This window comes from Acidaminococcus sp. BV3L6 (assembly GCF_000468835.1).
In the GTDB taxonomy this organism is placed as follows: Bacteria; Bacillota; Negativicutes; order Acidaminococcales; family Acidaminococcaceae; genus Acidaminococcus; species Acidaminococcus intestini.
Map to the genome: position 1 here is coordinate 38,140 of NZ_AWUR01000047.1, position 20,884 is coordinate 59,023.

Consider the following 20,884-nt stretch of genomic DNA (forward strand, 5'->3'; position numbering starts at 1 on the left):
GCTTCCTTTCCTTCGTTCTGGGATTATCATAGCACGCTTTTTTAGCACTGTCAATAGTTGAGTGCTAATTATTTTAATCTTTTTGACTTTTTTCGAAAAAAAAGAACCCGGAACCAATCCGTTCCGGGAAAAATATCGTACGATGCAGGGCGCCAGCGAATCCGAGGTCCCTTGTTTCCCCGGTATCCGCATGCTGCCGAGCTCATTTGAATGGCTGTGCACTATTATGGCACAATATCACATTTATGTCAACATAATTTCTATTTTTTTGTAATGCTTAGTCAAAAATTCCAGCTTCATCATACATTGAAGGAATGACAAGATTTCCTTTTCCGTCCATATATCCCCATTTCCCGCTCTTCTTATCCATAACTGGAAAGCGATCCTGGGCATAGGTCCCTACGTCACTGTACGCCTCCTGGGGCGCGACAAGATTTGCACCGCTGCGGTCAATAAGGGCAGCCTTCCCGCCTTCAAGAACGGCTGCAGCATCAGAGACAAAAGGGGTCACCTTCGTAAAGCGGTTTTCAATGACGATCTTGTTGGTTTCGTCGATAAATCCCCAGTGCTTATCATAGGCAAAGGGAGCACGGTCTTTTTCAAAGGGTCCCAATTCATCATAGGAAGCTGGGATGACCACTTTTCCGCTGCGGTCAATCATCCCAAAGCGGCCTTCACGGTCAACAATCAAAGCGCGGCCTTCACGGAAAGGTGATAGGGCCCGGTAATTTGCGGGAATGACTTCCTGCCCCTGCTTATTGATGGCACCCATATAAAGGTTCGACGGATGGATGACTTCCCCTGGAATGATAGAAATGCCGCCGCCCCATCCATGATGATGGTATCCTGCATCGCTCCAGCCCCAGCCAAAATCAAAGGGACCCCAGCCCCAGCCCGGGAAGCCGACACCCCAGTGTCCGCCCCAGCCCCAGCCAATGGAAACATAGTCAAAGACAGAGCGGTGACGGCGCCTCACCCCAACACGGGCCAATCCACCTTCATCAAAAGAGCCAACATAGTCATAGGCCTTCAATTTGGCGTAGCGGGCACCCGTTGTGTCCATAAGCCAGCTGCCATCGATAATGCCCACGCCCTGGCTCATGTCACTGACAGTCTTTGCCTTTCCAACAAGAAGGGCGGTTCCGTCTTTTTTAACATACATCCAGCGGTCTTGAAGCTTGACGGCTGCATACCCTTCTTTAAAAGGCTGGGCCTTCCTATACTGGGGCTTAAGGATATAAGCTCCCTGTTTATCGATATAGCCCCATTTTCCATCCGTTTTCACAGCCGCAAGGCCTTCGGAAAAAGGACCCACCTCATCATAATGGGAAGCAAGGGCCTTGCCCTGACGGTCATAAAATGTCCATCCTTCCCGGTCCCGGGCCGCAAGCATTCCATCGCTGAAGGGTCCCACCTTCTTAAAGGTTGGAGCGATGATGACCTTGCCCTGTCGGTCATACATTCCGTATTTTCCATCCTTTTCAACAAGGATGACAGCATCTGTTTCTCCTTGTTCCACTTCGATTTTTTTATATTCCAAGGGCAGAACCACTCGTCCCTGCAGGTCAATGACGCCTGCCCTGCCCTTTTGGGTCACAATGGCCAAATGGTCCGCTGCAAGCACAGCATGAGCGCATGCCATGAGTCCCACAAGGAGCAGGAACCCTCGTTTGATTTTATTTTTCATAATATATAACACCTCCGATGCAAAAAACGGCTTCCTTCTGCGCCTATTGTATCACGAAGGATAGGCCCCGTGCCAGACAAGAAAAAAAGAGACGGTAAAAAAATGAGCGGTTCATTTCTTCGCAGTCTCTTTTCCTATGGTTTTGCTATTTACAAAGACAACGCAACTGCTGTACAGCAGCAATCTTCCCCCAGCTATGATTCATTTAGGAAGCAGTTGTTAGTTTTCCACTTATGGTCTTTTTCCATTTGCTTTTTACAAATTCGGATCAGATGGGTCCAGATACGAGGAGCTCCCGGCCTCAGCGACGACGGCGGACCTGAGACGTCAGCAATCTGATAGCGCAGCGACGCGGGAGCTGTTGCGCAAAGGTTCTCCGAAGCGGTGCCTCCAAAAACAAAGCGGCGACGCGTGAGTTTCCTTGCGGCCAGAGGCCGGTACGTCGAGGAGATTGAGGTCGCGGGCGACAAAGTAGATGGGGCCATATGGGCCGAAGATTGAAAAAATCTTCCGCTTTGATAAGCTGGGTGCGGGAGGTGACGACACGTGGTTAGGAGGGGGAGCGCCCAGGCGTAAGGTATCCCCCAATCAGGAACGTATCGTCGTACGAATCGTCATCCTCGATTGCGTCCCTAAAATAAGAAGTAAGCAATGAAGGCACCGTAATCTGAAGAATCGGCGCGATTTGTACGACGAACAAGAAACTCTTAGTCTAAGGCAGCAAAGCCTGTTTTGAGATCTTCCAAGATATCATCAATATGTTCCGCCCCAATGGAAAGACGGATTGTTGACGGCGTAATCCCTGAACTAAGGAGTTCTTCTTCCGTCATCTGTGAATGGGTTGTTGAGGCCGGATGGATTACAAGGCTCTTCACATCTGCTACATTTGCCAGAAGGGAGAAGACCTTCAGATGATCGATGAAGGTACGGGCCGCTTCTGGACCGCCCTTGATTTCAAAAGTAAAGATGCTGATCCCGCCATGGGGGAAATATCTCCGATAGAGTTCATGATCGGGATGATTGTCAAGGGAAGGATGATTCACCTTGGCTACATGGGGATCATGGGCAAGGAAGTCGACAACCTTAAGGGCATTTTCCACTTGCCGCTCTACACGCAGGGAAAGGGTCTCCGTTCCCTGAAGGAGCATAAAAGCCGCAAAAGGAGACAGGGTAGCTCCCAAGTCGCGGAGAATGACAGCCCGAACATAAGTAACAAAAGCAGCCGCTCCCACATCACGCGTAAAGCTCAGACCATGATAGCTGGGATTTGCCTCCACAAGCCAAGGGAATTTACCCGATGCAGCCCAATCAAATTTGCCGCTGTCCACAATAACCCCGCCCAGGGTCGTACCATGACCGCCAATGAATTTTGTCGCCGAGTGGACAACGATGTCGGCACCAAACTCAAAAGGGCGGACGAGATAAGGCGTAGCAAAGGTATTATCCACCACAAGGGGGATTCCATGTTTATGGGCAATCTCCGCCACGGCGCCGATGTCAATGAGGTTGGCATTCGGATTGCCTACGGTCTCAATGTAAAGGAGCTGCGTATTTTCCCGGATGGCCCCTTCAAAAACGGATGAACCCTTTGTCGGATCGACAAAGGTCGTTTCAATGCCAAAGTCAGGCAAGGTATGGGCAAAAAGGTTATAGGTCCCGCCATAGATGGTTGTTGCGGCCACAATGTGGTCATCCTTATGGCAAAGGGCCTGGATGGTATAGCTGATGGCCGCCGCCCCCGTTGCGGTCACAAGTGCTCCCACGCCGCCTTCCAGTGCAGCAAGGCGTTTTTCAAGGACATCGCTTGTTGGATCCCCCAGCCGGCTGTAAATGAAACCAGCATCCTTCAAGGCAAAACGGTCCGATGCTTGGGCAGAATCCTTAAAGACGTAGGATGTACTCATGTAAATCGGTACGGCACGGGCCCCGGTCGATGGGTCCGGCTGTTCCTGCCCTACATGGAGCTGCAGTGTTTCAAAATGATACGCTTTTCCTTCACTCATCACAATACCCCCTATAGTCAATTCATAGTCTTAAAATATGAATTGATTATAGGGGGTACAAAATGACCTGTCAACTAGTTAGGCAAGTTCTCCACCAAGGAAGATTCGACTATTCCAAATGTTACAGTTTGCTTGGACGTTCGTATGATGAGTCGTATGATGATTCATCTGATCAAGCCTTTTTGGAAAGCATCCATACCATGACCATGATGCACAGGGCACCCGCCATTTCCACAAAACCCACGCGGTTTCCCATAAAGAGGATGGATACCGCATAAGCGGACAGCGGTTCAAAAGCCGCAAGGGCACCGGTTTCCGAGGCGGGGATATATTTCGTGCTTTCAAGGTACACCGTATAGGCAATGAGGGTTCCCAGGACAATGATGATACCAAAGGCGGCAAGGGTACCTGCCGTCCACAGGGTCCCTTCAAGGGTTGGATGATTGAGGGCCATAAGGAGCAGGGCGTTGCCCAGGCTCCCCCAGCCGATAATCAGAAAGGTCGGATAGCGGTGCAGGAGATCGGCGGCGAAAGCCGTATAAAATGCCATACCAAAGGCGCTCAGGATGCCCCAGAAAAGGGCTTCCCGAGAGATGGCAAGCGCTGCTCCCTCCCCTTTTGTCGCAATGAGGAAGGTTCCGACAATGGCAAGGAAAGCGGCCACTGCTTCCCGCCGACGAGGACGCCGTCGTTCCAAAATAAGGTAATAACCCAGCAGGATAACGGGCATGAGATACTGCAGGACCGTTCCTGTTGCTGCATTGCTGTAATGGATGGCAATCGTAAAAGGAACCTGCATGGTATAAAGACCCAGGACCGTAAAGCGAAGGAGCCTCAAAAAATCCTTTTTGACAGGTTCCAGGAGCTTTTCCCCACACAGGCCGCTGATCAAAAGAAAGACCGCGGCCGTGACAACCATGCGGATTGCAAGGACCGTATCCCAGGAAAAATGTTGATAAGTCATGAGGTATTCCAAACTGTTGCTGCTGCTTCCCCATAGCGTTGCCCCAACAAGAACAAGCATCACCCCATATTGATGTGTTTTTTTCATAATCGTGGTCCTTTCCAAAAAGGTCAGCTTTCTTCAAAGGGATCGGCCCAGACCGCATCGCTGAGGCTAAAGAGCGCTTGATAGCGAGGACATGATTCATCATGATCGTTGATGACGCCGACAGCTTCAAGATAGGAATAAATGGTGACAGGTCCGACAAAGGAAAAGCCCCGCTTCTTAAGGTCCCGGCTGATAGCCCTGGATAGGCCATTGGCGGTCGGGAGGGTCCCTGTCCCATGCCCTTTGTAAAAGAGGGTCTTTCCCTTTGTATACCCCCAAAGATAGCGGTCAAAACTGCCATATTCCTTGGCAACGGCAAGATAGGCCCGGGCATTTTTGATGACGGCACGAATCTTGCGTTCCGAATGGATGACACCGTCCGTGGCCATGATACGGGTCACGTCGCGTTCCCCAAAAGTGGCAATGGTCAGAGGGTCAAACCCCCTAAATGCCTCTTTCAAGGCCTCCCGTTTTTTGAGGATAAGATCCCAACTCAGTCCGCACTGCAGGGCCTCAAGCATCAAGAATTCAAAAAGGGCCCGATCATCATGGAGCGGAACGCCCCATTCCTGATCATGATAGGCCTTCATCAACGGATTGATCGTACACCAAGCGTGACAGCTCATGTTGCCCTCCCAAAAGATTCTCTTCGCATTGTACCATGAGTCGGCAGGAAAGAAAACCGCTTCCCGAGAAGTGTCCTTTTAGACTATTTGTTCAAGTTTTTTCCGAAATAATAATTGTTTTTTACTAGGCTTTCAGTATATAATAATAGCGAATGAAAAACGACTCTATTCTTTGATAGCTTTCGTTATTGATGAGAAAAATCATGGCTATCATCCGGGATGATGGAGCTCCTGGAAGCTATCGTTCCATTTTAGCGTGTCAGGCCCAAGATTTGCCTGGCAGAAGAGTAGACGCACTTATGGGGAGGGAGAAATCATATGCCCAAAGAAAACAGTACGCATCAAGTCGATCCCATGGATAAATGGGTCTCTATTGAACAGGCAGCAAATTACCTAGGGGTCAGTGTGGTTACGGTTCGTTCCTGGCTGCGTGAAAAGCGTGGCATTCCAGCAGTCAAAATTGGAAAGCAGTGGAAATTCCGGCTTTCTGACCTTGAAAAATGGGTCACCAGCGGAGGCAGCCAATTCGGTTCTGACAAAGAGGAAGAATAAAAAAGATGACCGGTTCCCAAAGGAGCTGGTCATCTTTTTTATTCGAAAGTCCTGAGCCCTTTCAGCATCAGAAGGTTGCCAGGTCAAAAACGTGAAGCCCCAGTTCCCGGGAAAGGACCTGCAGAATCTTTTCACCGCCGACGGAGTTTCCCTTTTTGTTGAGCATCGGCCCAAAGGTACCAATGCCCACCCCTTTACGGGAAATGGCCACGATGCCGCCGCCGACACCACTTTTACTAGGCAGTCCGACCTTAACTGCATATTCGCCCGATTCATCATACATGCCGCAGAGCATCATGAGGGTCGTCACAATCCGTACAATGGTGGGATCGATTAGCTGCTCACCTGTATCAGGATCGATGCCGTGGTTGGAAAGGACCATACCATAACGGGCAAGATCCTTGGCCGTTACCATGACAGAGCACATGCGGAAGTAAATATCGAGGATATCTTCCGGTTCTCCATCAAGGACATTGTCGCTCTTTAGGAGAAAAGCAATGGAACGATTCCGCGTCCCCGTTCGTTTTTCAGACTGATAGACTTCTTCATTGAGACTGATGCGAGGATTATTGCAGACTTTACGGACAAGTTCCAGGAAACTGCCGAAGGGATCTTCCGTTTCTACACAGCTTGCCGTAACGATGGCACCCGCATTGATCATGGGATTAAAAGGACGCCAATCCTTTAATTCCAGCTGCAGGATGCTGTCAAAGCGATCACCAGTTGGCTCCATGCCAATTTTACTGAAGACTTTATCGTAACCCGCCGTCTGAAGCGCCAAGATAAGGGAAAAAGTCTTGGAAATGCTCTGCATGGTGAAGGGAATGTTGTAATCCCCGGCCTTATAGATGGTCCCATCTTTTTTCATGAGACAGACGCCAAGGTTGGACGAATCGGCCTTGGCAAGTTCTGGGATGTAGCTTGCCACCTTACCTTCATAAAGGACGTTGCGTCCTTTTTCGAGAGCCATTTCCAAGATGGATTGTACGTCAACTGCCATAGTGTGTAACCCCTTTCTCAATGAAATTATTTCCAGAAATCAAGTTCCTCGGGGTCCATCCCGATGGATTCCGCTTTAAAGACCGGATCAAGGCCCTGTGCTTTTTGCTTTTCGTAGTCTTTGTAGGCCTTGATGACAACGCCGGATAGGGCAACACAGGCCGGCAGATTGATGAGAGTCATGCCGCCCATGGTGATATCGGCAAGACTCCAAGCTGCCGTCATGGGAATGATGGCCCCAATAAAGACAATAAGGATGGCATAGATGTGGAATCCTCTCATGAAGGACGGGCTCGGCATCTTCTTACCATTCAGGTACGCAAGTCCATTTTCACAATAATAGATATTGCCGATGAGGGTCGTAAAGGAGAAAATCAACATAGCCACAGTAATAAAGAGCGGTCCAAAATGCCCCAGCTCGCTGAAAAGGGAGTTTTGTACCCAAACCGCACCAGCGGCTTCCTTGGTAGGGACCACACCGGAAACAAAGCACATGAAGGCCGTGGCATTGCAGAGGATGATCGTATCGATATAGACCGTAAGCATCTGCACGAGGCCCTGCTTGACCGGATGGGATACGATGGCTGAAGCGGCGGCGTTTGGTGCAGATCCGACCCCTGATTCATTGGAATACAGGCCGCGTTTGATGCCCATGACAAGGCAGCTGCCTGCTACACCGCTAAGGATAGCCTTGAAATTGAATGCGTCTTCGAGGATCATGGAAATGACATAGGGGATCATGCCAAGATTCATGACAAGGACGATGGCCGTTACAATGACATAAGCCACACCCATGAAGGGCACAAGGATACTGGCCGCTTTTTCGATTCGTTTGGCACCACCCATGACACAGGCCCCACACAAGATGGCAAGGATGGCCCCGATGATGGCGGGCGTCACGCTGGGATCATAGAAACTGTAGACAGAGAAAGTAGACTGTACATTGTAGGAGCAGACAAGGTTAAAACCAAAAGAATAGGTCAGAAGCAGAAAGACAACAAAAGCCGTGGCAAGGGTCTTGTTGTGGAGGGCATCTTCGATGTAATAAGCCGGTCCGCCATAGCTTGTCCCATCGGAATTTTTCCGCTTATAGATCTGCGCCAAGGTGCACTCCACAAAAGATGATGCGGCCCCAATAAGGGCCATGACGGTCATCCAGAAGACGGCGCCAGGACCGCCGAGGCAGATTGCCGTAGAGATTCCGATAATGTTGCCCGTTCCAACGCAGGCAGCCGAAGAGACCATCAGCGCCTGAAAAGGGCTCGTCCCCTTTTCATCCGTCGGTTTTGCCATGACAAGACGCATCCCCTCGGGGAGCCGGTGAATCTGTACAAATCCCATGCGGAGGCTGAAATAAAGACCGGCCGCGGCCATGACCACAAGCAGGATGGGATAATAGAGGACACTGTCGATTGCATCAAGGATTTCTACCATGTTCGCACTTCCTTTTCACTGTTTTAACAATAGTTCGAATATTTTCATTTCTATTATAATGAAAACGGGGGCATCAGCGATAATTGGAATGCTGCATGTGGGGTATTGCATTTATAAATGGCCCTCATGAAAATCTCTTTCCCCCTCATTCCTATGATATAATAGCCATATCACAGCATCGGAACCAATGAGTAAAGGAAATCACCATGGATACAAATAATTTACGCTATTTTGCTGCCGTCGCCAAATACGGCTCCATTACCCAAGCAGCCAAAGCCGCCTATATTTCCCAACCCCAGCTGAGCCACATCATCCGCCAGCTGGAAAAGGAAATGGGGCTTACCCTCTTCCGCCGAACCAGCCACGGGACAAAACTCACTGTCGACGGTCAGCGCATCCTCCTCCACTGTCAGGTCATCCTCAAGGAAATGGACCGCCTCCAGAACATGGTGAATGCCCACCGCATCGAAAAAAGCTGCCTCAATGTAAGCATGACCCGATTTTCCCATACAGCAGAGTGCTACAACGAGATTTGCCGACGCTATCAGGACATTGACAGTTTTACGGGCCGGCTCTGTGAAGGAGCCACCCTCGATGTCGTCCAAGATGTAAAGGAAAACCGCTCCAACATCGGCATCCTTCATATGGCCGGAAAAGAGGCGGACGATCTTGCTAGGAACTTTGAGGAGCAGGGCCTTATCTATGAACCCCTTGCCACCTTTCGGCCTTATGTATGCCTTTCCTCGGAACATGAACTCATCCGCACCGTTGGACGCCATGGTATCGACATCCGAGAACTTGTCGACTACGGCTTTGTCCGCTACATTGGCCAGTATGAGGATTTTATCTATCATCTGACGACGGAATCAGGCCCCATCGACCTGAACAACGCCCGCAAGATCATCTACGTCAATGACCGTCAGGAACAGATGCGCCTCCTGTCGCGAACCAATTTCTTTACTGTGGGCATCATGGAATTCCGGGACCAAGATTCCCTCTACGGTGTCATCTCCGTACCGCTCCTTGGCTGCGAGGAACGGTTCCGCTTTGGCGCCATTCGAAAAAAAGAGACCAAACCTTCCCAGATGGAGCGGGATTTCCTCGACCTTGTGTCCACCCGCTTCAAAAGAATGGAGATGGCGGATATCGACTAACCTTGAAAAAGGACTGGAAAAGAAGGATTTTCCTTCTCTTCCAGTCCTTTTTTGCAGTTCCGATCAGAGGCGGACCAACTGGGCATCACTGATACCGTCAAGGTTCCGTACAATCTCAAGGGTAGCCCCATCGACCGCGCTGTCGACGGTGAGTACCATCATGGCAGTCCCTTCTTTTTTCTTACGGCTGACCTGCATGGTCGCAATGTTGACGTGTCCGGCGCCCAAAAGGGTCCCAATCTGACCAATCATCCCCGGTTTATCATCATTGCGGGCAAAAATCATGTAAGGCGCCGGAATCGTATCGAACTGATAGCCCTCGACTTCCGTAATATGAGGCTGATTATCCGGCGTCACCATGCCAGCTGCCGTAAAGCTCTCCTTACCAGCCCCAATGCGGACAGCCACTCGGTTCATGCGGCCCTCCCCCTTGACCTTACCTTCTGTCACAGTAATGCCCCGCGTTTCAGCGGCCAGTTCAGCATTGACCATATTGACCCGTTCCCGCAGGACCGGTGACAAGAGACCTTGAAGGATGCTGCGGGTCACCATCTGCGTCTCCTGCTGGGCCGCGGCCCCTTCATAAACAATCTCCAGCCGGTCCACCGGTGCTTTTTTCAATTGATAGTAAAGTTTTCCCAAGGCATCCCCCAGTGCAAGGTAGCCCCGCAGATCTTCCAGTTCCGTTGCCGCAATGGCAGGAAGGTTCACGGCGTTGGGAACCATCTTGCCGCCAAGGACATTGATGACTTCCTCGGCTATGGCAAGGCCCACCTTATCCTGAGCCTCAAAAGTGCTGGCCCCAAGGTGGGGCGTCACAACGCATTGAGGCATCCCGATGAGGGGAGAGATGGGATTGGGTTCATCCACCACAACGTCAAGCCCGACGCTTGCTACGATTCCTTCCTTCACTGCTTCGGCAAGGTCCTGTTCATTGTAAAGCCCGCCGCGGGCACAGTTGACGACGCGAACACCTTTCTTGCACTTCTTCCATTCAGCCGCGCCCAGCATATTGACCGTCTCTTCCGTCTTAGGCGTGTGGATGGTAATGACATCCGCTTCTTTCAGCAAATCATCCAAGGTCTCACATTTTTCCACACCAAGGCGCTGAAAACGGGAATCAGGGATATAAGGATCATAGGCAATGACGCGCATATCAAAGGCATGCATGCGCTTTGTAACAAGAGCCCCAATGCGGCCAAGCCCAATGATGCCAAGCGTTTTATGATAGAGCTCGCTGCCTTTGAGGTCCTTGCGTTCCCAGATGCCTTCTTCGAGCATCTTGTTGGCCCGGACCGTATTGCGGCAGCTTGCAAGCAGGAGACCGATGGTATGTTCAGCGGCCGAAATGATATTGGCTTCCGGCGTATTGACCACAATGATGCCCCGTTTGGTGGCACCGTCAAGATCGATATTATCCACACCATTGCCAGCCCGGCCAATCACCTTGAGTTTTTTTGCCGCATCATACAGCTCCTCGTTGACCTTTGTCACGCTGCGGACAATGAGGGCATCATAATTCCCAATGACCTGTAAGAGATCCTCCCGCTTGATGTCAAAATCAACGGTCACATCAAGGGCCTTCTCAGCCTTTAGGCAGACCACCCCCTTATCCGAGATCCGTTCCGCGACAAGCACTTTTTGTTTTTCCATGATGCTTCCTCCTCTCGGCGCCCGTAAAAAGAAAACTCCCATCCCTGCGACAACAGTCGCCAAGGACGGGAGAAGCTCTCACGTGGTGCCACCTTGTTTTACCCAATGGGCCTTCAAACGGGGTAACGGCCGCACTGCCCGGATAGGTTCTTTCCCTATCATTTCCGGAGCGGATTCCAAGACCCACCCTGCCGCGTTCCACCTTATCGCGGCTCTCTTGGAGGATGGGAGACCTGTACTATTCTCCTTCATCAATAATTTTAATGATATTAATTAAATGTTTTAAACTTTATGTTCTGTATTTTAGTTTCTTTCGTTTTGTTTGTCAAGAGCATTTGAAAATTTTTCGGCTCGGGCAAGATGGTCCTTCAGGATTTTGGAACGCTGGGATACGGCCTCCAAGGCAGAAGCCGCATCGTCTATTTTTTTCTGGGCCCGGTCCACAGCAAGATCAAAGCTTTCCATATCCTGCTGGATCCTGACAACAAAACGCCAGACTTCACTCGTCTTTTTCTCCACCATCAGGGTCCTAAATCCCATGAGCAGGCTGTTGATGAGTGCAGCAAGCGTTGTTGGACCGGCCACGGTCACGCGATATTTCTGCTGCAGTTCCGACAAAAGGCCGGGCACAGAGGTCACTTCCGCAAAGAGCCCTTCAAGGGGCAGATAGAGGATGCCAAAATCCGTTGAGTACGGCGGGGCAATATATTTATCCCGAATATCCCGGGCTTCCTGCTTTACCCGGGCCGCCAATCCTTTTAAGGCCTGCTGCGCGGCATCTTCATCATCCGTTTCACGGGCTTCCAGAAGACGCAGGTAATCTTCTTGGGGCAGTTTTGCATCAATAGGAAGCCAGACAGGCGTCTTTCCATCCTTCCCGGGAAGACAGATGGCAAATTCCACCCGTTCCTGACTTCTTGGCCGGATGGCTACATTCGTTCCATACTGATCAGGGGCCAGCATATCGCTAAGCAGGCGCGCCAACTGCATTTCACCCCAAATGCCGCGATTTTTGACATTCCCCATCACCTTCTTAAGATCCCCTACATTCTGGGAAAGGCTCTGGAGCGTTCCCAAGCTGCGGCTCACCTGCTGAAGTCGGTCGCTGACAACGCTCATGGACAAGGTCACCTTCTGATCAAGGCTCGAACGCAGCTGTTCTGCATTCTGCCGGGCTACCTCGGCCTCGTAGGCATCCCGTTCCCGGAGCGAACGCTGCATCTGGAAGAGCAGGATGATGGTAAAAAGGAGGGCCCCCAACAAGAGGGCAAGAAGGAGCAATTCCATATCAATGCGTTCCTTTCTTCAGTTTTTGGGGCGGGACAGCTGTCAGCCACTGCCGATCCGCTTCATCAGGGCGAAAAAGCTTAGCATCAAACCACGTATAATAAAAGCGCTGGCTGGGGACAATGCCGTAGCCATCCTGCAAATGATCGGTTGTGTCATAGGGATCGGCCATGATCAGGACATCATTGGCCCCCTTGTCATCTCCAAGGGAATCAAACCCGATAATAACGCGCCAATGACCGCCCCAATCCACATTTTCAACCATAATAGGAATGCCTTGGGAAAGGTTCTGCTTCACAAAGGCCACAAAGGCCTCATAGGTTTCCGGGGAACCATCCGTGAGGGAAGAATGGACCGTCCAGCCCATACCGGTAAAATAACGCACCATTCCCCTTGTATTTGTTCCTACATCTTCCATTCCCCACGGATGCGTTTCCATGATGCGGGCGATTTCCATTTCACTATGAGGCGATTTGCCAAGATAATAGTCAGCGACCGTAAGTGCCGCTGCCGGGCCGCAGGTATATTCCGTCTCCTGCTGATGCGTCCGGTAGTGGGAAAGGAGAAGCAATGAGCCGTGAGACTTCATCCGGTAAAAATCAGGATGGACATAATAGGGGGAATCCTTTTGATCGAATTGATGAAGATAGGCAGCTGGACCGCCACCGTCTTTTTTTAGGGCTTCCGTAAGATCCGGGGCTGCAAAAGCCACCGCGCTTCCCGCAGTAAGGACAAAGGTCAAAAACAGCGCTGCTGGATGTAGTAACTTCATGATAGGTCGCCTTCTTTCCATTATTCAAACTTTTGTTTGTAAATTCCTTTTTATTATAACAAGTTTTTTCATTTTTGGTAGCCCCTAGCCTCTTTCCTACTCTACAAAACAAAAAAGGAGTGGTATACTATTAATTAATTAATCAATTAATAGAAAGGAAGATTGCCATGAAAAAAAGGGATCCCAGCCTTACGATCAGGGCCCTTATTACAGCGGCGGAAGCGCTGTTTACACAAAAAGGGTATTATCCCGTCACCATCAAGGAACTAGGAGAAAAGGCCGGCTGCAGTCCCGCCCTTATTTCCTATTACTTTGGAGGCAAGAAAGACCTATACCGCGCTGTCGTGGACCGACAGCTCTCGATCATTGATGACCTCAAGCAGGAAACGAAAGAGACCCCTCTTGATTCCCTGCAAAAAATTCATTATTTCCTAAAGGCCCTGCTCCGTACCCAGCTTGATCCGTCAGGCCATCTCGATCTTTGCTACAAGGAACTCATCATGCCCTCGGGCCTTCTTGATGATACGGTTTGGCAGCGGATCCTTTCCATGGGGAACTATTTGAAATCCCTTTTCCAAAAGGCTGCCGAAGAAGGTCTCCTGAACCCATTTCCCGATGAGAGGGCGCTTTCCCATATCGTCTTTACGGTGGAATCCATTACGGAAACCCTCTACCTTGTCAAGGACCGGGCAACTCCCCTTAACCCCGATCAAAGACCAACAGAAGAAGTCCTCGATGAACTCATCGATTTTGTCATGACACCCATGAAAAGAGCAGAAAGGAGTCCCAAGCCATGAATCAAATCAAAGCCTATATGGCCCATCATAAAAAACGGATTGCCCTGATTGCCGCGTTCTTCTTCCTCATCCTTTTGGGGCGCGCTCTCTACCAGATCCTTTTCCCACCCAAGACCGCCAAGACCATTCCTTATGTAAGGACCATAACGGTCGGTACGGATGAAACGAGTGGGACCTACACCTATCCTGGCACAGTCCGAGGCAAATATGAATCCGTCCTTTCCTTCCAGGTAAACGGGCGCATCACCAAACGCCTCGTAAACCTCGGCGATACGGTAAAAGCCGGCGACGTCCTCATGACCATTGATCCAAAGGATGTAAGGGAACAGGTCAGGAACGCTGAAGCAGCCGTAAATGCCGCCGCCAGCCGAGCCAAGCTTGCCCGCGACAATGCCAGCCGCTACGAAGCCCTCTATGAAGAGGGAGCCGTCAGCGCCTCCTTGTGGGACCAGTATCGGACCGAGGAAGAAGCCGCCAGTGCCGCCCTTTCCCAGGCATCAGCCAGTCTCCAAACGGCCCAGAACCAGCTCAGCTATACAGAACTTACGGCCGATCATGACGGCGTCGTAGCCGCCCTTTCCGGCGAAGTGGGACAAGTAGCCACAGCGGGAAGCCCCATGGCAACCGTCATTCAGGACGGACAGCGGGAAGTGGAGATTTTCGTTCCCGAAAGCCGACTTGCGTCCATTGCACCAGGAACTCCCGTCACGGTAACTTTCTGGGCCCTTCATAACGAAGAAGCAGCAGGTACGGTCCGTTACATCTCCCCCATGGCAGACCCTGCTACAAAGACCTACAAGGTCCGGGTTTCCCTCACGGAAATGCCTCAAGGGGCGCAGCTTGGTATGACCGCAAAAGTGGCTTTAATGAAAAAAGGCACAGCCGCCCTCATGGTTCCTCGTTCCGCCCTCTATGAAGCTGCCGGGAAAACTGGCATCTGGGTTGTCACGGATGGCCGCGTCTTTCTGCATCCTGTTACCTTGGGCAGTTACGAAGATGACACGGTTACGATTACCGATGGCCTGACAGAAGGCGACTGCATCGTCACGGGCGGCATCAGCAAACTCAAGGAAGGGATGGAGGTCAAAGTGGAAGGAAGTGACACCTGATGAACTTCAATTTATCCCGTTGGTGCGTCAAGCACCGGCAAGTCGTCTATTTCTTTACGGTTCTCATTTTCATCGCCGGCATCTTTTCCTTCCACAGTTTGGGCCGCAGTGAAGACCCAAACTTTGTCGTCCGCCAGATGGTCATTTCCGCGGCCTGGCCCGGGGCCACGGCGGATGAAATGCAGGAACTTGTGACCAGCAAGCTGGACAAGATGGTCCAAGCCACACCGGACATCGACTATATTACGAGCTATTCCCGCCCCGGCGTTTCAGTCGTAAACGTCATCCTAAAAGAACAGGTCCCCAACAGCGAGGTTCGCAAACATTGGCTGGAAGTTCGCAATTATGTCATCGATCATCAGTCAGAACTGCCGGACGGCATCTATGGGCCTTACTTCGATGATCGTTTTGATGATGTCTACGGCAATATCTATGCTCTCACATCTGACAGCTTCTCCAAGGAAGACCTGCGCGCCAAGGCTGAAGAGCTAAAGCGCCAGTTTTACACCGTTCCCGATGTATCCAAAGTGGAACTCATTGGTGAGCAGCCCATGAACATCTACATCCGCATGTCCAATACCAAACTCGCCGAGCTGGGACTTTCCCTTGACAGCGTCACCAGCGCCATCCGCGGTGAAACGGCCATGGCGGCCACAGGAACTGTCGATGCCAAAGGGGACAACGTCCAGATTCGGGTTACAGGCATGACAAAGGCCCTTGATGAAATCCGCAGCATCCTGATTACACAAGGCGGACGGACCTTCCGTTTGGGGGATATTGCCAGCGTAACCCAGGAATACCCCGACCCGCCTGAACCCAAGATGTATGCCAACGGCAAAGAAGCTATCGGCATCGCCATTTCCATGAAAGATGGCGGCAATAATATTACCTTGGGCCATAATTTAGAAAAACTGACAGCAAAAATGCAGGCAGAACTGCCCTTGGGATTGGATCTTTCCCAAGTAGCTAACCAACCCAAGGTTGTTGAGGACTCCATCAGTGAATTTACGGAAGGGCTCTATGAAGCCATCCTCATCGTCCTTGTTGTGAGCCTTTTTTCCATGGGGCGCCAATGCGGCTATGTCATTTCCGTCTGTATTCCCCTTGTCCTTATGGGCTCCTTTGTAGGGATGTACCTCATGGGAATCGATCTGCACAAGATTTCCCTAGGGGCCCTGATCATCTCCCTTGGAATGCTCGTTGATGACGCGATTGTCGTTGTCGAGCTCATGGAAGTCAAGATGAGCGAAGGCATGGACCGCCTTGAAGCAGCCACCTACGCCTTTAAGACAAACGGCATGACCCTTTGCTTTGGGACCATGATCACCTGTGCCAGTTTTCTTCCTATTGCCTTTGCGAATTCAAATGTATCGGAATTTGCGGGCTCCCTTTTCCCGGTCATCACCATGACCCTCATGTTCTCCTGGTTTGTTTCCCAAACCGTTGCCCCCACCTTGGGCTATGAATGGATCAGGCCTAAAGTGATTGAACAGGAAAGTTATGACACACCTTTTTACAATAAGTTCCGCCGTATCATCGATTGGTGCCTGGCCCACCGCAAGACGGTCATCGCCGGCTCCCTCACCTGCCTGCTGGGGTCCATAGGCCTTCTCTCCCTCGTCAAACAGGAGTTCTTTCCCGAATCGGTGCGTCCTGAGGTCATTACAGAGCTTCACCTCCCCGAAGGCGCCGGCATCAAGGAAAGTGACCGTGCAATGAATACCCTCATGAAGGCGATCGACGGTGACCCTGATGTCGATCACTATTCGGCCTATATCGGCAAAAGTTCCCCTCGTTTCATTCTCGTTCTAAATCCCGTCCAGCCCCGTGACAACTATGCCCAGCTCGTCACGGTTGCAAAGGACGTTAAGGCCCGGGAACGCGTTGCCAAAAAGATTGATAAGATCATCAAAATGGAGCTGCCGGAAGTAACAGCCTATTCCAAGTCGATTCCTCTCGGACCGCCGAAGGATTATCCCGTCATGTTCCGTGTTTCCGCCCCGACAGCGGATCTATGCCGTACCTATGCAGCTAAGGTTCGGGATGAAATGGAAAAGAATCCCAATGTCACCATGACCATCTTCGACTGGATGGAAAAGGCCCCGGCGGTCAAGATTGAAATCGATAATGACCGTCTCAAGCAATTGGGCCTGACAAGAAGTACGGTAGCTAGTGTCCTATACGCCAATGTCTCCGGATATTCCTTCGCCCAGTATTATGACGGCGACCAAATCCGACCCTTGGTCTTCCAGCTTGACAAAAAGGACCGCAATTCCTTAAGCGACATGGAGGCCATCACCATTCCCACCGCATCGGGCTCCATTCCGCTCTCGCAGGTAGCCCGTATCACCCCGACTATGGAAAACAACATGATTTGGCGCCGCAATCTGCAGCCCACCATTACCATCGGTGCAGATGTCGGCAAAGGGGTTACAGGAAATGACGTGGCAAAAACCATCTGGAAAGATATGGAAGGCCTTCGGGAAAGCCTCCCGCCAGGCGTTACCATTGCCATCGATGGGCCACTGGAAAGCAGCACGCAGGCCACCCAGTACCTTCTGGGACCAATCCCGGGCATGCTCGTGCTGATGCTGATCCTTCTCATGTTCCAAATGAAAGACATCCGCAAGCTCTTTGTCATCCTTGCAACGGCGCCCCTGTGCATTACCGGGATTGCCCTGGGACTGCTCCTTTTCAATGCACCCATGGGTGTTATGGCAGAAGTAGGTTCCTTTGCCCTTATTGGCACGGTCATCCGCAACTCCATGGTCATCATCCAGCAGATTGACCTCCATGAAGAAGCTGGCATGACACCTTACGAAGCCGTTGTCGAGGCCTCCCTGGTGCGCTTCCGTCCCATCATGCTGGCCGCGCTCACAACCATCCTGGGTCTTGTCCCCATGTTTGCCAGTCCCTTCTGGAACGCCATGGCCATTGCCATGGCCTGCGGCCTTACGGGAGCTACGGCCCTCACCCTGCTCTTTTTGCCGACGCTTTACTGCACAGTCTTTAGGATTAAATCCACTCGAAGCAAAAATCGCTCCGATTTGATGTAGCACGTGAGCCCCTTGCTTTAAAAAAGGATCGATATGAGGCAAGGGGCTCATGCCGTATCGTACGATAGCCCGTCTCACGATTTACGATAGTTGACGCCTGGGCGCTTCCCCTCCTAACCACGTGTCGTCACCTCCAGCGCCCAGCTATCAGGCAAGAAGCTAATGGAATAAAAACCTTGAGGCTGTATAACCATTATGTTATCAAAGTCACGGTTCTTGCCAATAACGTAATAAACCCATAATGAATAAACAAACGCGAGCCTGCGAAGAAATGTTCCCCCTATTCTCGCAGGCTCTTTTTTCATAGAGAGGGCGCTCCTTTATCCCTTGGGCAATCAAGACCCACGCCCGCATGGCCATAGGCGGCATTCCGACCTACCGGACGGGCATGGAAACACTCAAGGAGTATTTTGGCGAAGCCTAAGACGGCACAAAAAGAGACTGCGAAGGAATGAACCGCTCATTTTTTCCGCAGTCTCTTTTCTTTTTTCCATGCTACAATAGGAGCTGAACCTGAAAGGAGCGTTCCCTATGTCTCTTCGTGACCAAAACCAGGCCCTTTTTGAAGAAGCCTCGGTGCCAAAAGCCCTTGCGGCCATGGCCATTCCAACCATTATCAGTCAGCTTATTACCCTTATCTATAATCTCGCCGATGCCTTTTTTGTCGGCCGTACAGGCAATCCGTATATGATTGCCGCCGTATCTCTGGTTTTTCCCGTCTTTGCCATTACAGTCGCCTTGAGCAACCTTTTTGGTGTCGGCGGAGGCAGCCTCATGTCCCGCTGTCTTGGGGAAGGAGACGAAAAAAGTGCCCGTCAGGTAAGCGCCTTTTCCCTTTATGGAAGCCTTGCAGGGGCCCTTGTTTTTTCCCTCACCCTCTATTTCCTGCGCCGCCCCATCTTGGTTCTTTTAGGGGCATCCCCTGCCACCTACGCCTATACGGAGACCTACCTTTTTCTTGTCGTCACCTTAGGTACCCTTCCGACCGTCCTATCAGGCACCTTGGCCCAGCTTTTCCGAAGCGTCGGCTTTGCCAAAAAAGCAAGTTTTGGCCTTTCCCTAGGAGCCATCCTCAATATTATCCTTGACCCCCTCTTCATGTTCGTTCTCCTTCCTCAAGGAGAGGAACTGACAGGGGCGGCCCTTGCCACCCTCCTTTCAAACCTGATTTCCCTAGGCTACTTTCTCTTATCTCTCGTAAAAACTGCAAAGAAAAGCTCTCTTGCCTATACCTTTCCTGAAGGATTGCCCAGCAAGGAGAAGATTCGTTCCGTCCTTTCCGTGGGTTTTCCTTCAGCCCTTACGAACCTGCTTTTTGATACATCAAACCTCTTTTTAAACCACCTCATGGCAGGCTTTGGCGACGCACCCCTGGCGGCCCTTGGCATCGTCATGAAGGCTGAACGGATTCCTCTCAATACAGGCCTTGGCATCTGCCAAGGCATGCTGCCCCTTGTGGCCTATCATTATGGGGCCAGAAAATTCATACGCATGAAGGCGTTCATCAAGATGGCGCGCCGCGCAGGCCTTCTCTTTTCGCTCCTTTGCGTGCTCTTTTATGAGCTCGCCGCGGTTCCCATTGCAAGCCTTTTCATTGCGGCCAAGCCAGAAAGTGCCATCGGCCTTGAGACCCTTGCGTTAGGGGCTCTCTTCCTACGTTTCCGCTGTCTGGCCTCGCCCTTTGCCTTCCTTAATTTCCACATCACCTTTTCCCTCCAAGCCCTGGGAGACGGCAGAACAACCCTTCTTGTGGCAGCCTTGCGCCAAGCCATCATCTACATCCCCTTGATGCATGCCATGGGTGCTTTCCTCGGCTATATGGGCCTTATTGAAAGCCAGACAGCAGCGGAGATGGCGACCTTCTTCCTAGCCAGATGGATCTTCAGCCGACGTCTTGCAGCCATTAACGAAAGTCCCCAATCCTAAAAGAGACTGGGGAAAAGGATCTTTACGGCAGAATAGAGAAGCAAGGACGCAATCATCAAAGAGACAGGCTTTTCGTGAGCCTTGAAAAAGCGATCCAAGAGGGAGCCGCCTAGGGCCCAAGTAAAATTGGCGGCACTGCACATAAGGTTCATGACCATGCCGAGAAGAAAGGTCCAAACAGGGCCGCCTCCACCGGGAAGCAGAAAAGACGTATAGCCCACCATCATAAAGAGAGCGACTTTGACATTGGTCCAATTCAGGAGCAAGGCGGAGAAAAAGAGCCGTTTGGAATCGATGGTCTTTGTCTTTGTCTTTTTCCTTCCGTTTTTCATGAAAAGGCGCACCGTCAGATACACAAGATAGAGGGCTCCCAAGATGCGCAGGGGAAGATCCATCAAAGGCAGGATATCTTCCAAGGCATGAATAAATAGATAGATGACCGTACACATAGAAAAGAGACTAACATGAAGTCCCAGCAAAAAAGGCAGGGCGCCTCGAAAAGTCCGCTCTCGGCTCTGGGCAAGGCTCATGAGATTATTGGGACCGGGAGTAAAGCTCATGACAAAACAAAAAGATAGATAGGCCGCAAGATCCATACCAAGGCTCCTTTCCAACATGCTGATAGGTCCCATTGTAGGCGAAAAGGCAGCAATAGGGCAAGAAAAATATTTTGGAATCCTGAAAAAGCAGCAGAAATGTGCAAAAGAGAATGCAGAGCTCCAATTTTTCACGGCAAAGCCTGCGGGATATGATACAATGGCAAGATAAGGACAAAAAA

16 protein-coding genes are annotated in these 20,884 nt (G+C 51.0%); 6 read left to right on the top strand and 10 right to left on the bottom strand.

The genetic code is table 11. From position 1 onward, the window contains the following. Positions 1-277: 277 nt before the first annotated feature. From HMPREF1246_RS08495 to HMPREF1246_RS08515, 4 genes are all read right to left on the bottom strand, one after another. Positions 278-1,687: a WG repeat-containing protein gene (locus HMPREF1246_RS08495; protein ID WP_014129164.1), complete on the bottom strand. Its 1,410-nt coding sequence runs from the start codon at positions 1,685-1,687 to the stop codon at positions 278-280. Between the two features lie 707 nt (positions 1,688-2,394). Beyond that, positions 2,395-3,690, bottom strand: a complete 1,296-nt coding sequence (locus HMPREF1246_RS08505; RefSeq protein ID WP_009015324.1) for an O-acetylhomoserine aminocarboxypropyltransferase/cysteine synthase family protein — start codon at positions 3,688-3,690, stop codon at positions 2,395-2,397. Positions 3,691-3,862: 172 nt separating this feature from the next. Beyond that, positions 3,863-4,741: a DMT family transporter gene (locus tag HMPREF1246_RS08510; protein WP_035224678.1), complete on the bottom strand. Its 879-nt coding sequence runs from the start codon at positions 4,739-4,741 to the stop codon at positions 3,863-3,865. Positions 4,742-4,764: 23 nt separating this feature from the next. Beyond that, entirely contained in the window at positions 4,765-5,367 is a 603-nt protein-coding gene (locus tag HMPREF1246_RS08515; protein ID WP_021737273.1) for a DNA-3-methyladenine glycosylase I, read from the bottom strand. Positions 5,368-5,685: 318 nt separating this feature from the next. On the opposite strand from HMPREF1246_RS08515, the gene HMPREF1246_RS08520 reads away from it, so the two are divergent. Then, the gene (locus HMPREF1246_RS08520) at positions 5,686-5,919 is read left to right on the top strand and encodes a helix-turn-helix domain-containing protein (protein WP_014129168.1); all 234 of its coding nucleotides are present in this window, start codon (positions 5,686-5,688) and stop codon (positions 5,917-5,919) included. A gap of 67 nt (positions 5,920-5,986) precedes the next feature. Here the strand turns inward: HMPREF1246_RS08520 and glsA are convergent, their stop codons facing one another. After that, positions 5,987-6,919: a glutaminase A gene (gene glsA / locus HMPREF1246_RS08525; protein WP_009015328.1), complete on the bottom strand. Its 933-nt coding sequence runs from the start codon at positions 6,917-6,919 to the stop codon at positions 5,987-5,989. A 26-nt stretch (positions 6,920-6,945) separates the two neighbouring features. Further along, entirely contained in the window at positions 6,946-8,352 is a 1,407-nt protein-coding gene (locus tag HMPREF1246_RS08530; protein WP_009015329.1) for a sodium:alanine symporter family protein, read from the bottom strand. Positions 8,353-8,558: 206 nt separating this feature from the next. On the opposite strand from HMPREF1246_RS08530, the gene HMPREF1246_RS08535 reads away from it, so the two are divergent. Continuing rightward, complete coding sequence (locus HMPREF1246_RS08535; protein WP_021737263.1) at positions 8,559-9,506, top strand: LysR family transcriptional regulator; 948 nt, start codon at positions 8,559-8,561, stop codon at positions 9,504-9,506. A 63-nt stretch (positions 9,507-9,569) separates the two neighbouring features. On the opposite strand, the gene serA is transcribed toward HMPREF1246_RS08535, so the two are convergent. The 3 genes from serA to HMPREF1246_RS08550 form a co-directional block, all read right to left on the bottom strand. Continuing rightward, on the bottom strand, positions 9,570-11,159 hold the full coding sequence (gene serA / locus HMPREF1246_RS08540; RefSeq protein WP_009015331.1) for a phosphoglycerate dehydrogenase: 1,590 nt from the start codon (positions 11,157-11,159) through the stop codon (positions 9,570-9,572). A 303-nt stretch (positions 11,160-11,462) separates the two neighbouring features. Then, complete coding sequence (locus tag HMPREF1246_RS08545; RefSeq protein ID WP_009015332.1) at positions 11,463-12,446, bottom strand: DNA recombination protein RmuC; 984 nt, start codon at positions 12,444-12,446, stop codon at positions 11,463-11,465. A gap of 1 nt (position 12,447) precedes the next feature. After that, entirely contained in the window at positions 12,448-13,218 is a 771-nt protein-coding gene (locus HMPREF1246_RS08550) for a C39 family peptidase (RefSeq protein ID WP_021737274.1), read from the bottom strand. 167 nt (positions 13,219-13,385) lie between these two features. Here HMPREF1246_RS08550 and HMPREF1246_RS08555 point away from each other — a divergent pair, with 167 nt between their 5' ends. The 4 genes from HMPREF1246_RS08555 to HMPREF1246_RS08575 all read left to right on the top strand — a co-directional run bounded on the left by HMPREF1246_RS08555 (position 13,386) and on the right by HMPREF1246_RS08575 (position 20,106). Continuing rightward, positions 13,386-14,015, top strand: a complete 630-nt coding sequence (locus HMPREF1246_RS08555; protein ID WP_021737246.1) for a TetR/AcrR family transcriptional regulator — start codon at positions 13,386-13,388, stop codon at positions 14,013-14,015. Then, complete coding sequence (locus HMPREF1246_RS08560; protein ID WP_009015335.1) at positions 14,012-15,124, top strand: efflux RND transporter periplasmic adaptor subunit; 1,113 nt, start codon at positions 14,012-14,014, stop codon at positions 15,122-15,124. The genes HMPREF1246_RS08555 and HMPREF1246_RS08560 overlap by 4 nt, the downstream gene beginning before the upstream one ends. Next, entirely contained in the window at positions 15,124-18,180 is a 3,057-nt protein-coding gene (locus HMPREF1246_RS08565; protein ID WP_021737249.1) for an efflux RND transporter permease subunit, read from the top strand. Before HMPREF1246_RS08560 ends, HMPREF1246_RS08565 begins: the two co-directional genes overlap by 1 nt. Positions 18,181-18,711: 531 nt before the next feature. After that, positions 18,712-20,106, top strand: a complete 1,395-nt coding sequence (locus HMPREF1246_RS08575) for an MATE family efflux transporter (RefSeq protein ID WP_021737247.1) — start codon at positions 18,712-18,714, stop codon at positions 20,104-20,106. Here the strand turns inward: HMPREF1246_RS08575 and HMPREF1246_RS08580 are convergent. Further along, positions 20,103-20,702: a LysE family translocator gene (locus HMPREF1246_RS08580; RefSeq protein ID WP_021737275.1), complete on the bottom strand. Its 600-nt coding sequence runs from the start codon at positions 20,700-20,702 to the stop codon at positions 20,103-20,105. The two genes, HMPREF1246_RS08575 and HMPREF1246_RS08580, sit on opposite strands and share 4 nt — an antisense overlap. Positions 20,703-20,884 lie beyond the last annotated feature (182 nt).

Excerpts from the sequence above, each read along its gene's own strand:
- HMPREF1246_RS08495 (WP_014129164.1), bottom strand. The coding sequence starts at position 1,687 with ATGAAAAATAAAATCAAACGAGGGTTCCTGCTCCTTGTGGGACTCATG.
- HMPREF1246_RS08505 (WP_009015324.1), bottom strand. The coding sequence starts at position 3,690 with ATGAGTGAAGGAAAAGCGTATCATTTTGAAACACTGCAGCTCCATGTA.
- HMPREF1246_RS08510 (WP_035224678.1), bottom strand. The coding sequence starts at position 4,741 with ATGAAAAAAACACATCAATATGGGGTGATGCTTGTTCTTGTTGGGGCA.
- HMPREF1246_RS08515 (WP_021737273.1), bottom strand. The coding sequence starts at position 5,367 with ATGAGCTGTCACGCTTGGTGTACGATCAATCCGTTGATGAAGGCCTAT.
- HMPREF1246_RS08520 (WP_014129168.1), top strand. The coding sequence starts at position 5,686 with ATGCCCAAAGAAAACAGTACGCATCAAGTCGATCCCATGGATAAATGG.
- glsA (WP_009015328.1), bottom strand. The coding sequence starts at position 6,919 with ATGGCAGTTGACGTACAATCCATCTTGGAAATGGCTCTCGAAAAAGGA.
- HMPREF1246_RS08530 (WP_009015329.1), bottom strand. The coding sequence starts at position 8,352 with ATGGTAGAAATCCTTGATGCAATCGACAGTGTCCTCTATTATCCCATC.
- HMPREF1246_RS08535 (WP_021737263.1), top strand. The coding sequence starts at position 8,559 with ATGGATACAAATAATTTACGCTATTTTGCTGCCGTCGCCAAATACGGC.
- serA (WP_009015331.1), bottom strand. The coding sequence starts at position 11,159 with ATGGAAAAACAAAAAGTGCTTGTCGCGGAACGGATCTCGGATAAGGGG.
- HMPREF1246_RS08545 (WP_009015332.1), bottom strand. The coding sequence starts at position 12,446 with ATGGAATTGCTCCTTCTTGCCCTCTTGTTGGGGGCCCTCCTTTTTACC.
- HMPREF1246_RS08550 (WP_021737274.1), bottom strand. The coding sequence starts at position 13,218 with ATGAAGTTACTACATCCAGCAGCGCTGTTTTTGACCTTTGTCCTTACT.
- HMPREF1246_RS08555 (WP_021737246.1), top strand. The coding sequence starts at position 13,386 with ATGAAAAAAAGGGATCCCAGCCTTACGATCAGGGCCCTTATTACAGCG.
- HMPREF1246_RS08560 (WP_009015335.1), top strand. The coding sequence starts at position 14,012 with ATGAATCAAATCAAAGCCTATATGGCCCATCATAAAAAACGGATTGCC.
- HMPREF1246_RS08565 (WP_021737249.1), top strand. The coding sequence starts at position 15,124 with ATGAACTTCAATTTATCCCGTTGGTGCGTCAAGCACCGGCAAGTCGTC.
- HMPREF1246_RS08575 (WP_021737247.1), top strand. The coding sequence starts at position 18,712 with ATGTCTCTTCGTGACCAAAACCAGGCCCTTTTTGAAGAAGCCTCGGTG.
- HMPREF1246_RS08580 (WP_021737275.1), bottom strand. The coding sequence starts at position 20,702 with ATGGATCTTGCGGCCTATCTATCTTTTTGTTTTGTCATGAGCTTTACT.